15 protein-coding genes are annotated in these 15,306 nt (G+C 53.9%); 10 read left to right on the forward strand and 5 right to left on the reverse strand.

Annotation, left to right across the window (positions count from 1 at the left end; genetic code table 11):
* The first annotated feature begins 188 nt into the window (after nt 1–188).
* From KRAC_RS34760 to KRAC_RS34785, 7 genes are all read left to right on the forward strand, one after another.
* Nucleotides 189–449, forward strand: coding sequence for a hypothetical protein (locus KRAC_RS34760; RefSeq protein WP_157507453.1), 261 nt, complete (start codon nt 189–191; stop codon nt 447–449).
* Nucleotides 446–772 carry a hypothetical protein gene (locus KRAC_RS34765; protein WP_040445550.1) on the forward strand — a complete coding sequence of 109 codons (327 nt, stop codon included), beginning with the start codon at nt 446–448 and terminating at the stop codon, nt 770–772. Before KRAC_RS34760 ends, KRAC_RS34765 begins: the two co-directional genes overlap by 4 nt.
* A 171-nt stretch (nt 773–943) precedes the next feature.
* A complete protein-coding gene (locus KRAC_RS34770) occupies nt 944–1,858 on the forward strand; it encodes a hypothetical protein (protein ID WP_007915501.1) in 915 nt (304 codons plus the stop codon).
* Between the two features lie 11 nt (nt 1,859–1,869).
* Nucleotides 1,870–2,775, forward strand: coding sequence for a class I SAM-dependent methyltransferase (locus KRAC_RS34775; RefSeq protein WP_007915502.1), 906 nt, complete (start codon nt 1,870–1,872; stop codon nt 2,773–2,775).
* The gene (locus tag KRAC_RS71990) at nt 2,772–2,912 is read left to right on the forward strand and encodes a hypothetical protein (RefSeq protein ID WP_007915504.1); all 141 of its coding nucleotides are present in this window, start codon (nt 2,772–2,774) and stop codon (nt 2,910–2,912) included. Before KRAC_RS34775 ends, KRAC_RS71990 begins: the two co-directional genes overlap by 4 nt.
* A gap of 400 nt (nt 2,913–3,312) precedes the next feature.
* Complete coding sequence (locus KRAC_RS34780; RefSeq protein ID WP_007915509.1) at nt 3,313–4,584, forward strand: serine/threonine protein kinase; 1,272 nt, start codon at nt 3,313–3,315, stop codon at nt 4,582–4,584.
* Nucleotides 4,585–4,631: 47 nt separating this feature from the next.
* Nucleotides 4,632–5,801 carry a methyl-accepting chemotaxis protein gene (locus KRAC_RS34785; protein WP_040445552.1) on the forward strand — a complete coding sequence of 390 codons (1,170 nt, stop codon included), beginning with the start codon at nt 4,632–4,634 and terminating at the stop codon, nt 5,799–5,801.
* A 61-nt stretch (nt 5,802–5,862) separates the two neighbouring features.
* Here KRAC_RS34785 and KRAC_RS79880 read toward each other — a convergent pair whose 3' ends face one another.
* Nucleotides 5,863–6,558 carry a peptidoglycan-binding domain-containing protein gene (locus KRAC_RS79880; protein WP_007915511.1) on the reverse strand — a complete coding sequence of 232 codons (696 nt, stop codon included), beginning with the start codon at nt 6,556–6,558 and terminating at the stop codon, nt 5,863–5,865.
* Between the two features lie 191 nt (nt 6,559–6,749).
* Complete coding sequence (locus KRAC_RS63110) at nt 6,750–7,535, reverse strand: LysR family transcriptional regulator (protein ID WP_007915513.1); 786 nt, start codon at nt 7,533–7,535, stop codon at nt 6,750–6,752.
* 115 nt (nt 7,536–7,650) lie between these two features.
* Between KRAC_RS63110 and KRAC_RS34795 the strand changes: the two genes are divergently transcribed.
* Nucleotides 7,651–8,838: a cytochrome P450 gene (locus KRAC_RS34795; RefSeq protein WP_007915515.1), complete on the forward strand. Its 1,188-nt coding sequence runs from the start codon at nt 7,651–7,653 to the stop codon at nt 8,836–8,838.
* A gap of 48 nt (nt 8,839–8,886) precedes the next feature.
* On the forward strand, nt 8,887–9,231 hold the full coding sequence (locus KRAC_RS34800; protein ID WP_007915517.1) for an antibiotic biosynthesis monooxygenase family protein: 345 nt from the start codon (nt 8,887–8,889) through the stop codon (nt 9,229–9,231).
* A 3-nt stretch (nt 9,232–9,234) separates the two neighbouring features.
* On the opposite strand, the gene KRAC_RS63115 is transcribed toward KRAC_RS34800, so the two are convergent.
* The 3 genes from KRAC_RS63115 to KRAC_RS34815 all read right to left on the reverse strand — a co-directional run bounded on the left by KRAC_RS63115 (nt 9,235) and on the right by KRAC_RS34815 (nt 12,680).
* Entirely contained in the window at nt 9,235–9,705 is a 471-nt protein-coding gene (locus tag KRAC_RS63115; RefSeq protein ID WP_007915519.1) for a MarR family transcriptional regulator, read from the reverse strand.
* A 20-nt stretch (nt 9,706–9,725) separates the two neighbouring features.
* A complete protein-coding gene (gene asnB, locus KRAC_RS34810) occupies nt 9,726–11,573 on the reverse strand; it encodes an asparagine synthase (glutamine-hydrolyzing) (RefSeq protein WP_007915521.1) in 1,848 nt (615 codons plus the stop codon).
* A gap of 171 nt (nt 11,574–11,744) precedes the next feature.
* Nucleotides 11,745–12,680: an MBL fold metallo-hydrolase gene (locus KRAC_RS34815; RefSeq protein ID WP_007915523.1), complete on the reverse strand. Its 936-nt coding sequence runs from the start codon at nt 12,678–12,680 to the stop codon at nt 11,745–11,747.
* 324 nt (nt 12,681–13,004) lie between these two features.
* On the opposite strand from KRAC_RS34815, the gene KRAC_RS34820 reads away from it, so the two are divergent.
* On the forward strand, nt 13,005–15,278 hold the full coding sequence (locus KRAC_RS34820; protein WP_007915525.1) for a DEAD/DEAH box helicase: 2,274 nt from the start codon (nt 13,005–13,007) through the stop codon (nt 15,276–15,278).
* Nucleotides 15,279–15,306: the final 28 nt, after the last annotated feature.

The following is a 15,306-nucleotide window of genomic DNA, read 5'->3' on the forward strand; positions in this document are numbered from 1 at the left end:
ATCCTCGTCCGGGGCTAAGCCACCTGCCAGCTCAACTCCTCCTGGTGTGAATCCGCCTAAAGCAGGGAATCCTACACCGAGTGTAGGAGGGAAATTTGGAAATATCAAAGTTTCTAGTCAATCGGGCATCCATGTTAAAGGCAATCAAAATCGAATAGAGGTCTCTGGTTCGGGTCATGTGTTTGGCAATGTCACTGTTAATAATCCCAATGGGTCTGCCGCTACACCGCCTGCGTCAGCAACCAGCCCAGCAACCGGCTCTAAGGCACCTACGTCAGCAAGCAATCCAACAGGTAGCTCTAAGCCACCTGCGTCAGCAAGCAATCCGAGTCCGACAGGTAGCCAGCCTGGGTCCGGAGACAAGCAAGTTTGGTCACCGACCAGTCAGGCAGCAGCTGGTCCTACATCAGGAGCTAAGGCACCTACCAGTGCAGCACCTGCTGGTGTGAATCTGACTAAGGCAGGGAATCCTACACCGAGTGTAGGAGGGAAATTTGGAAATATCAAAATTTCTAATCAATCGGGCATCCATGTTAAAGGCAATCAAAATCAGATACAGGTCTCTGGTTCGGGTCATGTGTTTGGCAATGTCACTATTAATAATCACAATAGTCCTGCCGCTGCGCCAGGAGATGGTGCTAAAGGCAAGACTAATTGGGGCGCCGTTTTGGAAAAGGCGGTAAAGGCTGGCCAGGATATAGCAAATTCTGGGTTGAATGTTATGGAAAAAACGTATAAAGGAGCGATTGATGTCGCCCGGACCGCGAGCTAAGATCTCTATCCAGGCGTCATAAAGTCCTTTTTCCTTTCAAAAGTGGTCTGTTTGTGGGAAAATAGATAAGAGTAGCTAACTACTTCTATTTTCCCTCAAAATGTGGCGTTGAGCCTGCTCTATGAGAGATAGAGGGAAGGGACGAACCTTAACTGGCAAGGAGGCGAAGTCGTGCCGTTGATAAAGTGTGATACGTGTGGTTATCGTAATAAGCTCTCTGTTGAGGCACAAGTATGCACCAATTGTGGTTCACCCCTGTCATCTGAGCAGCTAGCGGTACAGTTTTTTGAACCGGGTCTGCTTGTAACGCAAGAGGAGGATTATCCAGAAGCTAGATCGATACAACCGTCAAAGCACTCCGCTTCAACGCAGCCGCTCCTGCCACTGCCAGCAACTCAATCCCCGCAGCCTCCTATGATACTTAAGGAGATTACCGCGCTCGAACCCCGCCAGGAGTTGTCTCCCTACTCGGTCGCAGACCAGTCCCTGGCTCCCTATGAGAGTTCCTCAAGAGATATGTTTACCATTGTACGTGAGGAGCGAGGGCTGCAATCTCCTACTTCTTCACAGGCTCCATGGCAGGCTGATAAGCTGCCTACGGGTTTCCCTCACAGGCCGCCAGAACTCTGGGGCAAGGTGGTACTGGTACAATCACAGCTGGAGAATCCGCCTCTAGCTGGTTTAGGCTTCTTTCTACGCCTGCTACGCGATGTTCTCTGGCCCGTTCCGAATGAGGTACGCGCTAAGGAACAAGAAAAAATTATGATAACGACGATACGTGTGCGTGGAGAGAATGGTCAGCCACAGGATGCGCGTATACATGGCTATCTGCGTGGCGCCAATGTCTCACTGGGAGATACTATCTCCATCTGGGGAAAAAGAAGGCGTAGAGGGGCCATCTATATACGGAAAGCCTATAACCATACGGTCCAGGGGGCTGTCTCGACTTCGGCGATGATAGAGTCCGGCCAATTCTTTCTCTTGCTTATCATTGTGACTATTGTTGGTCTCCTGACCCTTTCCTGGCTCCAGGTACCTATTCCATTTTTGCCACATTTGTCATTACCATCCCTGCCTGGACAATGAGGATCTAGCTTATGTCATCTCTATTTATTCAAGATACATTTGATACGGCTCGTCTGACTGCTTACTATCGCGCCTTAGAAACGGAGCGCCCTGGCGGTCTCTTTAAGGACGAGTATGCCAGGCAACTGGCGGGTGAGCGTGGAGCCGAGGTTATGCACTCTCTGCCCCGTGGCGAGCAGGAGAAATGGTCGCTGGTTGTACGTACACATGTGTATGACGAAATCATCCAGCGTATCATCGAGCAGGAAGAGATCGACACGGTCGTCAACCTGGCCGCTGGCCTGGATACGAGACCGTATCGCCTTTCGCTACCGCCCTCGCTACGCTGGATCGAGGTCGATCATAGCGATGTGATAGCCTATAAAGAGGCGCAACTGGAGGGGAAAGAGTCGCATTGTGCCCTGGAACGCATCGCGCTCGATATTACTGATCACCAGGCACGCAAAACTTTTCTCCAACGTGTCAACCAGGACGCTAAGCGAGCGCTCATTTTAACTGAGGGACTACTCATCTACTTATATCCTGAGCAGGTTGTGGCTCTGGCGAAAGATATCCAGGAGTGTGAGCATCTCGGCTGGTGGTTGACCGAGTATGTCTCACCCTTTGCCCTCAAACGCGATGATGCTTACTGGAATACCTTCGTGGCTGATAGCGTCAAGACGCGTTTCGCCCCCGAAGGCGGTTTGGCCTTCTTTCAGCGCTTTGGCTGGCAGTCTGAAGAGTTTCATGGGCCACTGCAAGAAATCCTGAGATTGCGCCTGCCTATCAAGATCAACTGGTTTATGCGCGTGCTACTCTTCTTAGGCGGCAAGAAGCCTGATCCAGCCGCAGGTGGCTTTGTCTTACTCAAACGCACGGTAGAGGAAAGCACGGTAGATGTGCCATCCCAGGAGCCAGAAAAAGAGGATGTGAAATGAGTAGATATCGAGATGAGGAGCAAGACGATGAGCAGCACCAGGCGAATCTTAAACTCTGGCTGTGGCTGCTGATTATCCTCTGCCTGGCCAGTCTGGGTTCGCTCTTGCTGGCACCGCATTTTATTCCCGGCCTTTAAGACCTGGGAAGACCTGAGAGGCCCTACGGTGCCTGCCCTATATGATGGTGAGATACAAGTTGGCAACTTGTATCTCACCATCATATCCCTCCCTTCCTTTAGCGATTTACGACGGGGCTATTTACTGCTCATACATATGGGGTTGAGGGTCTTTCGCGCCTGCGGCGCTCAAGGATAAGGGGATGTGCGTGGAAAACGGCTTTGCCGTTTTCCACGCACATCCCCTTATCCTCGGCTCGCGTAGCGAGCCGAGGCAGGAAGCAGAAGAGAATTAAATAGCCCTGGATTTATGAGGTATTTCATAGTATGTATGAATCATATATGTGATATTTTAAATAAAGGTGTGTACCAGCTAGTATAAGATGGGGGTAGCGGTAGGCATAGAAAGGAATCGACTCTTATGGATACAGCAAAAGATCCATTTCTAGGGAGAAAAATTCGCGGGTATCGCCTGGAAGAGCTGCGTAACCGTGGAAATATGACTGCAACATATCATGCTCGTACGCGTGAACTCTGGCTGGTTCCCGAACTATTCATCACCATTTTTCTCCTTCCTCAAGCGCTTCCACACAGTACGAGGAGGAATTTTCAAACAAGATTTGAACGCGAGGGAGAGCAACTCGTCACATTCCGTCATGCTCATCTCTTCCCGCTCTATGGCTATGGGGTACAAGAGGGCATTTTTTATCATATTCATCCCATGTTTTCAGGTGAGACCCTGGCTCAGCGTTTAAAACAGCAGCGACAGTGGACGCCGCATGAAGTGCTTACAATCCTGAACCCAATCGCGGACCTGCTCGATTTTATTCATGAGCAGGGGCAGGCATACCACTATTTCAATTCTAGTAATGTGCTCCTTCTCGATAAAGCCGATGTCAAGCTCATAGATCTGGGTACAATCGCTATGTTGCGCCTCAGAGGGCTTGAAGAGAGCATTACTCAGGCTACTATGTACGAACACCTGAAAAATGTCGCAGGCAATTACCTGAGCCCGCCCGAATATCTTGCGCCAGAGATCGTGCGAGGAGCCGAGGGCGATCCTCGCTCTGATGTCTACTCGCTTGGTATCATGCTCTTTGAACTGTTGAGTGGTGCTCCCCCTTTTACAGGGAGTAGCTATCTAGAGGTGGCGCGTAAACATATTAATGAGCCTCTCCCGTCATTGCATGAGATCGCGCCAGCTATCCCGGTCGCGCTAGAGCTGGTAGTTAATCATGCACTGCATCGCGATCCAGGACGGCGCTTTCAGACGGTCAGGGAGCTGGTGACGGCCTATACGCATGTGCTGAATGAGCGTTTATACACACCAAAACAAGCAGGTATCGCACTGAGAATTGAAAAGATACGCGAGATGGCTGCCCCTGCTATCCCGCCTCCCGTACCTCTGCCAGCTCCCCAGTCGCGACAGCAACAGCAAAGGGTCATTTCATCCAAACTGGAGCAGAGCGTCAGTTCTAGCGATAGAACGACGCCCAAGGCGCGTGATAATGGATTGACGAGCGCCTCCTTGCAACGGCCAGAAGTTGAGTCGGCGTCTCAATCATTTCCTCAAGTTGTATCTGATCCAGACGAGACATTCCTACTTGCCTGGCGCTCTGAGCCGCAGGAGCTATCGATCCCGGGCAATATGCCCACTGAATCGTCCGATAGAAACCGCCCTGGAACTGAATGAGCAGAAATACTATGTACCGGGTCCATCTTTATAAGGAGTCTCAAGCAGTGAAATCAAATATTTTGCGCTTAGAATTACTTCTCGCAGCCATGCTGCCTGTCACCGCGATCTTTATTGTTGGTGTCGTCGGGCTGGGGCAGCGTGAGAATACAGGTGTCAGCCTTTTTTTAGGTGTGCTTTTGGCCTGTGCCATCGGGGTCTTTTTCGCTGAGATCGCTCTTGTGCGCTTTACGCAGCGCGCGACGAAAAATCAATATGCGCGATTGGTAGAGGTCTGCCAGGCGTATATGGCTGGTCAGAGAGAGAGCCGCGCTCCCCTTCTTGGTGACAATGCGCTTTCTTCCCTTGCACAGACGGTCAATGCCCTTCTCGATAATGTTAATGTGAGTATTCAGCAGGCTCAGCATACCAGTAAAGCTACCAATGATGTCCAGCAACTGGAGCTACAAATTCGCCAGCTCGTGACTGATATCAAGCCTATCATGGATGGAAATTTGCGCGCCCGAGCCAGTGTGCCTGCCGGTAGGCTTGGTATGGTTGCGGATATTTGTAACGCGCTTATCGAAGAGCTGGCAAACCTGGCGAAGTGGACACGCTACTCCTCTGAGCAAGTGATGTCTAAGACACAAAACCTCCTTTCTAGCTCGATTGAACTGGCTCAGACCTCCGAGATCCAAACCACGCGCTTCTCTGATACTACCGAAACTGTAGAGAAGCTTGTCGCATTTATACAGCGCTTGAGTAGCACCCTTCAGCTCAATGTCGAACTTATCCATGAGATACGAGCGATGTTGCTGAAACGTCCAGAGCTGCAAAAGGGTTCGGGTGAGAGCACGTTGATTGTCAATACGACACAGTCATTGGAAGATGCGCAACAGCAGAAGCGCTTGCTGACGCGCATCAATACGGATACCCAGAGGCTGGAAGCCTTGCTCAATGAGCTTCTCGTTTCCGCGCAAGCCAATGCCACCCTGGCTGAATCTATGATCTCCGATCTGTATGCCATCGCGCAACGCATCCATCAATCCAGTAGCTCTATTCTCCAGACCGCCGAGCACATTCACTCCCTGGCGAAACTCGCGCAGCAATGGAATGCCTCTATTGAGAACTTTCAGTTGCCAGAAGAGACCCTGGACTACGCGGCCGTTGGCGAGAATAGTACCGCTCTGCGGGCGCCCGTACCAACGGATGCCCTGGGTCACCACGTAGATGTGTAAGGGATATTTATGTATGCAAAAACAGACAAAGGCTGTTTTTGCATACATAAATATCTTTTCTTTAACAATTTCCTAATGTATGCCAGGTAATGGGCCCAACTTGACCATCAACCTGTATATGCTCCTTAGTCTGCCATTCTTTAACGGCGTATTGTGTATTTACGCCAAAGTCTCCGTCAACAGCCAGAGCATGCCCGTTCTGGTCCCGCATGTTGCGCGCATTCAATTCTTGCTGAAGTGTTCTGACCCAGCTACCTGTGCTACCATATTGAATCAGTGGTGGACAGACTGGTTTGGGCGTTGGCGTCGGCCGCGGGGGAGTGGGTTGCCTGGGTGTCCCGGGTACCGGTGTAACGGAAACTGTGTGAGTATTCCCAGGCGTGGGGGTAGAAGCTGGTGCGAGGTTGAGTATGGGGGGGGACGAGGGTACGGGAGAGGGTTTAGCTCCATTTGCACCTTTGACACTGGTCGTTGATAGTGCTGGAAATGCTAAAGCGGTTCTTGCTGCATCTATGGGTGATAAGAATATGCTAGACGCTAATAGTAGTAAGGCTACACCGATAAGCGTGATCATCAGGATAATCTTCTTCTCTTCATTTACAGGGCGCTTCTGGACTGGTGGGGGTGGAGGAGGTGGTGTAAGTGTGGATGCATCTATGTTAATGGCAGACTGGGAATACTCAAGAAGGGAATCGCTATCTTTTAGCGTAATGTCATCTGATGAGGCTGGTTGGTCTGGATTGGTGTGTTTTGTCATCCTTGAACCTTCTCCGATTTGTAGTAGATAGAGATATGTAGTGTTCGTTTATTCTAAGAATATAAGTTTTCTTTGTAGATTCCTTTTCTAGGATACTCTGTTTCTCTGCCCGGGGCAAGGCATTGTGCTTCAATTTGGATACTTCTCGCCACTACGTGGCTCGCCGGGTTATAGAGTGTGGTGGCGTGGCGCTAAGTATCGGAGGTGGCCCGATGCTTTCGGCGGTGAGCGGGTTGCCATATTCGTCGCGCGGCAGCGTCTGGGCGCCACGCTGGGCTGGTGACAGCGAGGGGTAGTCGTCTGATGGCGAAGAGGCCTAGGCCAAAAATATTTTCAGATTGTGTGAGCGCGAAGGTGTTACTTGTGAGCATAGGCGTGGCATGAGAGTACTGTAGCACAAAGGCGAGCATAAGCGTCCAAACCATGGTTGCCAGAATGCCGGGGACCGTTCCCCAACCCAGTGAGATGATAACAACTATGAGAATAATGGGAGTCTCAATAAAGTGAATATCGGGGTGAGGATCGGCAAAGTAGCGTAGGCCCAGGTGTGCATCGCCCTGCTGCACTAAGGTACTAACCTCGTCGCTACGCGCGGTGCGAAGCCGCAAATGCACACGTGGATACGCCTCGCGAAAGGCTTGAAGATGCGTTGTTAGTTGTGTACTGGCCAATGTACCAACGAGCGCTAACTCAATTGTACCCTGTTCTTCCTCCTCAAGGGCGTGGATGGCTGCTTTGCCATCCACAATCGCGGTCAACACCTGTTGCGCATAGGGCAAAAACGCCTGACCTGCCTCAGTCAGGCGAATTCCATTGGAGAGCCGTTCAAAAAGAGCCACTCCCAGTTCCCGTTCCAGCAGTTCGATGCGTCGGCTGACTGCTGGCTGTGATAAGTGCAAAAGCTCAGCTGCCCTTGTGAAGCCGCCTGTGCGTTGAATTGTGACAAATGCTTCGATTTCACTCAATTCCATAGCCATCAGTATAACTGATGGCGAAGATAAAAGCTATCTATTGGACAAATAAGTAGCGGTATCAGTATACTTGTCTTGCGTTAAGAACAAGGAGCGTCGATATTGCAAAAGGAGAATGTTCATGCCAGCCCTCTCTCCCACCAATCCAATTGAGGCTGTTACTCATCCTGATCCCTATCAATACTACACTGAGGTGATCATGCAACGTCCCATCTATTGGGATGCGCGTCTGAGGTTATGGGTGGCATCAAGCGCAAGCGCGGTGTCCGCAGTGCTAACGAATCCTATTTGTCGAGTACGGCCCCTGGCTGAACCAGTTCCCAGTGCATTGCTTGGGTCACCGGCCGCGGAGATCTTTCGCTATCTCGTGCGCATGAATGATGGCGAGCGCTATTGCCCTTTCAAGCAAGCTATCAGCTCTTCTATCGAGTCCCTTGAGGCACGTTCAATTGTCGAAGAGAGTCGCAAGTGGGCTAGCTTGTTTCTGAGCGGAAGCCAGACTGTAGCTACTTCTCATGCTCTAGAGAACTTTGCCTTTCACCTGCCAATCTACGTGGTTGCTAGCTTGCTCGGTGTTCCTCAAAATATGTTGCAAGAGACGGTTGTATGGATGGGTGACTTTGTGAGGTGTCTCGCGCCGACCAGCACGACCGAGCAAATTGAGCGAGGAAAGGCGGCCGCAGGTCACTTACTGGATCTCATGCACACGCTTTTGGGTACGTCTCATAGAGGAACAGAGCGCAATCTCCTGATCATTCTGGAAGAGCAGGCGAAGGGTATTGGATGTGAGGCTAGAAACATTATTGCTGCTAACGCCATTGGTTTTCTCTCTCAGGCCTATGAGGCGACAGCGGGCTTGATTGGGAATACCGTCGTCTATTTAGGTTCTCATCAAGATGCACTCGAAGAAGTACAGGCTGATCCTGAGCTACTGAGTCCTGTGCTTGCCGAAGTGCTTCGCTATGATTCGCCAATACAGAATACTCGTCGTTTCCTTGCCCAGAATGGTTCAGTCGCAGGGCAGGAAATGAAAGAAGGGGATGTAGTGCTCGTGGTTCTAGCAGCCGCCAATCGTGATCCAGAGGCCAATCCAGAGCCTGAGCAGTTCAAGATCTTGCGAGAGAAGCGCCGCACATTTACCTTTGGTATGGGACCGCATATCTGTCCAGGCGAAACGTTGGCGACGCTGATTGCCCAGGCTGGTGTGTCGCAATTGTTGGATTGTGGCATTGACCTGGCGCGGCTTGCTAGAAATGCCACCTATCGTGCCTCTGCGAACGTACGCGTTGCCCTTCTCACTCTGCAATAAAAATGCATAATTTGAAGAATCTCACAGGACTGAAAGGATATTTTAACCATGCTGGCTGTTATCTTTGAAGTTATCTCAAAGCCGGAAGAGAAGCAGGAATATCTCGATATAGCTGCTTCTCTTCGTCCATTGCTCGATGAAATCGATGGCTTTATCTCTATAGAGCGTTTCGAGAGCCTCTCGACTCCTGGGAAGGTTCTCTCTCTCTCATTCTGGAGGGATGAACAGGCGATCCAGGCATGGAGGCAAATGGAAGAGCACCGGGCGGCGCAGTCCAGGGGCAGAGCCGATATATTCAAAGACTACCGGTTGCGTATCGCCGGTGTTGTCAGAGATTATGGTATGTTTGAGCGAGAGCAGGCACCACGCGATAGTCAGGTGTTTCATAGGTAAGCTTTATCGTGCCTGAGTTGCGTTTGTGGAAAGCTGTGAAGCCAGCTTGTCCGCGAGGGCATGAGCGCCCTGGAGATAGGCGGAGAGGTCCTCATCGCCAAGCTGATGCAGGCAGACGGCGATAGCCTGCCGCCCGACGAGCAAGCGCGCGTAAAGCTCTTCGCCCTGGTCAGTGAGCGCGACCAGGCAGCGACGGCGATCAGCAGGATCTTCGAAACGTCGCGCGAAGCCCCCTTGCACCAGCTTCTCTACCAGGTGGCCAGCCGTGGGAACGCCGATCTCCATATGGCGCGCCAGGTGACCGACCTGAAGCGGACCATGATTCACCAGCAAGAGCAAAGTACGCAACTGCGCAAGCGAGAGATCAAGGTCCATCCAGGTCGTGGCGAGGCTGTGCCAGAGCGCCCGGTGAATTTCCAGGTAGTAGCGCAGGGCCTCCTCTTCCTGCGTGGCGCGCGGAGGATGAGCTGGCATGTGGATCTCCTTCTCCTGTTTTATGGCGTTATGACATGATACTCTTGCAACCAGGCATTGGCCTGAATCAAGTAGTCAAAGAGGAAGTAGGCGTTCTCGCCACGCATCTCCTCATCGGGATGTTCCGCGAGCTGGCGGATAAACGCTCCATTGACGAATGCGTTTACTGGCGCGTTGGCATTATTGAGGATCTCCAGCGTCCAGCGGCGCACGGCCTGGGTATAGGCTGGATCGAACGAGGTTGGGTACGCGCTCTTGCGTCGCATCCGCACCTCTTCGGGAAGCAGGCCGCTAAAGGCGCGGCGTAGGATACCCTTCTCGATATTATCGACGGTCTTCATCTCCCAGGGAATATTCCAGACATACTGTACCAGGCGATGGTCGCAGAAGGGGACGCGTACCTCCAGGCCCGTTGCCATGCTCATGCGGTCCTTGCGGTCCAGTAGCAGGAGCAGGAAGCGCGTCATATTCAAGTAGAAGATCTCGCGGATACGGGCGTCGCGCGGAGACTCGCCCTCCAGGCGCGGAACCTCGGCCAGGGCCTCCTGGTAGAGGCGCTGCATATGCTCGCGTGGCTGGAGCTCTTGCGCCAGGGCTGGCGAGAGGAAGGGCGTACCCATATTCATAAACTGGTTATCGCCCCTGGGATTCATGCGCGCGGCGATCCAGGGGAAGGTTGGCGTATTAAGCACATGCTCCTGGTGGAACCAGGGATAGCCGCCAAAGACCTCGTCGGCCGACTCGCCCGAGAGAGCGACCGTCGCGTTCTGTTTGATGACCTTAAAAAGCAGGTAGAGCGAGGTCTCGATCTGCCCCATCTTGGGCCGATCATGGGCGCGCATGGGTACGAGCAGGTTCTCAATCAGCTCATCAGTGGAGACCACAACATCATGATGATTGGTCGGTAGGTAACGCGCCACCTGCTCGACATAAGGGCGGTCGATGCTTGGACGAATGGCGTTGCCCTCAAAGTGCTCCTCACTATTGGCATAGTTGATGGCGTAGGTATCAAGCACCTTGTGCTCGCTCTGAAATTCGCGCGCCGCCAGCGAGGTCACGCCACTGGAGTCCAGTCCGCCCGAGAGGAGTGTCACCACGGGTACATCGGCGATGAGCTGGCGCTTGACGGTATCCTTCAGAAGCGAGCGAATATACTCGGCGGTCGTCTCCAGGTCATCGGTATGGGGCCTGCTGACTAGCTGCCAGTAGGGACGAATATGCGTACGCTCACGCGTAAAGGTTGCGCAGTGGGCGGGGCGTAGCTCATGAATATCGCGGAAGATGCCGCCACCAGACATAAAGAGCGAGACAAAGATGGCCTTCATGCCCTCATCATCCAGCACAGGCTCGACCAGCGGATGGGCTAGCAGGGCCTTGATCTCTGAGCCAAAGACGACGGCGCTGCCTACCTGGGCGTAGAAGAGCGGCTTTACGCCCAGGTGGTCGCGGGCAATAAAGAGCCGCTGACGCGCCTCGTCCCAGATGGCAAAGGCGAAGATGCCATTAAAGTGGTTGACGCACTCCTCGCCCCACTCGACATAGGCATGTAATAAAACCTCGGTATCAGAATGGGTGCGAAAGACATGGTCGCGCGTGCGCAGCTCCTCGCGCAGCTCGCGGAAGTTATAGAGTTCGCCATTATAAGTCAGGGCATAAGTCTGTTCACCCTGGGTAAAGAGCATAGGTTGCTTGCCGCCAACGGGATCAATAACAATCAGGCGACGATGCGCCAGGGCGGCGTGGGGAGAGAGCCAGTAGCCCTCACTGTCTGGCCCGCGTTCCTTTAGCGTGCAGGCCATCTGCTCCAGCACAGCCTGCTGCTGCGAGAGGTCCTGCTCCCAATCGATCCAACCGGTGATACCGCACATAAGAGAAACTCACTTTCCAGGGGGTTTTACCTCTGCTATTTGTGTATATCGAAATTACTTTGATACTATAAATATACTCGATGACATCAAGGTATCGAATGGGTAAAGGGGTATCGTGGTAGACGGGCGAGACCCGTCTACCACGATACCCCTTTACCCATTTCGTAACATCTATGTCTTGGGGTTCGCGTAGGCGCGTACGTCAGTAGCGCTCCTTCTTTCGGCGGGAACCTGGAAGGTGTAGGAATCGCCATGTGTGAGGTAGTGGACGCGCGATGTGAGTTTCGCGCCTTCGACGGTACGCTGGAAGTCCTCAAGGGGCGACTTGAAGACGGTATAGTCGTTGTAGTGGATGGGAATGGCGGTCTTGGGATTGATAAGCTTTATGGCTTTTAGCCCCTGCTTCGCGTCCATTGTGACCATGAGGCCCATGACGCGTGTGCCGCCCAGGTGGAAGAGCCCCAGGTCGACATTGGGATAGCGGTGAGGGATCTCCGCCAGATCTTTTATATAGAGAGTATCTCCGCTGATATACATGCGCATCAGTGTCTCGCCGCTGGTTTGCTGGAATTCGAGCATGCTTCCCATGACTGGAGGCAGGAGTTTTGCGAGTGGCCCTGGAGCGTGCTTGCCGGGCATGGCCGTGATCGCGAGCTGTTGCGCGCCACGCTCCCAAACGAAGGTCTCCCAGGTGTTGAGGGGATAAGTGATTATAAAGCCTTTCTTTGCCAGAGCGCTCGCGGCCTTGGGGGTTGTCACAATGGGCGTGTTCTTGGGGAGCTTGCGTGCCACCAGGCGGTCAAAGTGGTCCTCATGTAGGTGCGAAAGCAGCACAAAGTCCAGGCGTGGCAACTCTTCCAGGTTTATCCCCGGACAGGTCAGGCGCTTTGAGCGCAGCCCATAACCAAGATGCACATACTCCCCCCGATGCAGGAAATTGGGATCTGTCAGGAAGGTAAAGCCAGCGTACTTGACCAGTACCGTCGCTGTACCAACAAAAAAGATCGACCCTCCCTCCAGTTGCGCGGGCGACTGTGTCGCAGGTAGCACGACGCGATGAACATACGCAATACGCTTCTGGTCACTTTCCTTCTTTTTGCTGCTCATAGCGGCGCTCCTCTTTTTTTCTGGCTGATGGGAAATTCTTGTAAACGGCGCGCGTCCCCTCACTGGATGCCTCGCGCGCGTCCGCTCTCAATCCGGTAGGGACCCGCTTTAGCGCGTCCCTACCGGAAAGGTTGCAAGGCTTACTGTGCATTTATTACATTATTCGCGTATTTGGCTTACGCGCTTTCTGTACATACATGCCACGTCGGGAATGGCATGTGGCGTTACAAATTCCCCGTGAAACCCATCAGTAGCCGCGTGCGCAAGTAGCGGGCTCCCCTCGCAGCGGTTATAATATGTGAAGTGAAATGAAAGGATTTGTTGATGGCGAGTGATGAGAAGGTGATAAACGACCGCTACGCGCAGCAACTGTTGACCCGCCTCACGGAATGGTCCAGCTATAAAGAGCGTATCCAGGCCGAACATCAGATTATGCCCCGACCAGCGCGGCACGCCAGTGTGATGGATGAGGTACAGGCCCTGCTCCCTCCCGGTATCACACAGCTTTATACCCACCAGCACGAGGCGCTGACGCGCGCGCTGGATGGCGAGCATGTGACGATCGCTACCGCCACCGCCTCGGGAAAGACCTATGCCATGGCCCTGCCATCGCGAGTGAGGCGACATCGCCAGCAAGGCGCGACCCTGTTGTGCATCGCGCCGACGCGGGCCTTGATCCAGCAGTGGCAGGAACGGCTTCAGGCCTGGGACGCGGACCTGCGCGTGGATGTCTACACAGGCGATACGCCTCAGACTGAGCGCGCCGCCATTCGTACACGCGCCCAGGCCGTCATCACCACGCCCGATATGTTGCACATGGGGTTGCTGCCCTATCATCGCTCCTGGTCGAGCTTCCTCTCCCGCCTGCAAGATGTTATCGTCGACGAGTCGCATATGTACCGGGGCGTCTTTGGCAGCCATGTCGCGCTGATCCTGCGGCGGCTCAAGCGTGTCCTGGCCCTGCACGATGTGCAACCTACCTTTATTTTCGGCTCGGCCACCATCGGCAATCCCGAGGATCACGCCATCCAGCTTATCGGCCAGGATGTGAGCGCTATTACTGAGAATGGCGCGCCCTCTGGTGGACGCCTCACCCTGCTCTGGCAGCCGCCCGATGCTCAGAGCTATATCGAGGAGGCGGCGGGCCTGCTGGCCTTCTTTATCACCCAGGGCGTGCGCTCAATTCTCTTTGGCCAGGCTCGCCAGACGGTCGAGCGTATGGTGCGCTATACCCGTAACAAGCTGCCATCCTATCTACAATCCAAGGTCCTGGCTTATCGCGCGGGCTATACTCCCGAGCAAAGGCGCGAGATCGAGCGCCAGCTGGCCCAGGGTGAGATCCTGGGCATCATCTCGACCAGCGCCTTAGAGGTGGGTATCGATGTGGGAGACCTGGATGTCTCAATCGTCGCGGGCTTCCCTGGGAGTATCTCCAGCTTCTGGCAGCAGGCGGGACGTGCCGGGAGACGCAACCGCAGTGCTTTGAGCATCTTCGTCCTGCGTGAGGACGCCCTCGACCAGTACTTCGCCGCCAATCCATCGATGCTACTGGATCAGCCTGCCGAGCGTGCCCTGGTCAACATCAACAACCCCTATATCTTTCCACAGCACCTGCTATGCGCGGCCTTCGAGCAACCTCTCTCCCTGGCGGACCAGCGGCTTTTTGGCGCGGCGACCGCGCATACGCTGGAGCAGCTCGTCGCGGAGAAGAGGCTTGTCAGGCGTGGTGACTACTATCACCTGCGCGATCCACGCAAGAGCGTGGCCTTCCAGGTCTCGCTGCGCCAGGTGGGGGTGCGTATCCCCATCATGAGCCTGAGCAGTGGCGGCAAGGAGCGTTTGCTTGAAGAGACCGACATCTACCACGCCATCAGCGAGTGCCATCCAGGGGCTATCTACTACTCACAAGGAGCCGCCTACGAGGTGCAGCGACTGGACCTCTCGCAAGGTCGCATCGAGGTCTTGCCCAATGAGACCCATTTCTACACGGAACCTATCGTCCAGACGGATGTCGAGATCATCAAGAGTGAGCAGCACCAGCAGCGCCCACAGCTTGAGCTGTATTCTGGACAGGTCCTGGTCACACGCGAGGTGCAGGGCTTCAACCGGAAGCACAACCAGTATCGCAACATCCTTGAGCAGTGCGAACTGGAGGAGCCGCTCTCGGCGCCTCTAGAGACCAGGGCCTTATGGATGCTCATCGAAGACAGATTTATCGATGCTCTCATCAAGCGGCGGCTCGACCCGGCTGGCTCGCTGCATGCCGTCGAGCATGGCATGATCGCACTGCTCCCGCTCTTCGTCCTGGGCGACCGCCGCGACGTCGGCGGCGTCAGCATCGTGCCATTTCATCCGCAGACGCGCAAGGCCACCATCTTCATCTACGATGGCTATCCCGGTGGCATCGGCTACAGCGAGGAGGCCTACAGACAGTGGCACGCCCTGGCCCAGGCCACCCTGGACACCCTGCGCAAATGCGAATGCACCAGCGGCTGCTATGCCTGCATCATGTCCCCCAAATGCGGCAACCAGAACCGTCCCCTTGACAAGACCGGCGCCATCTACCTGCTAGAGTGCCTGTTGGAAGGCGACAAATAAGGATAAGTAGCCGCGTACGCAAGTAGCG

This window comes from Ktedonobacter racemifer DSM 44963 (genome assembly GCF_000178855.1).
GTDB lineage: Bacteria > Chloroflexota > Ktedonobacteria > Ktedonobacterales > Ktedonobacteraceae > Ktedonobacter > Ktedonobacter racemifer.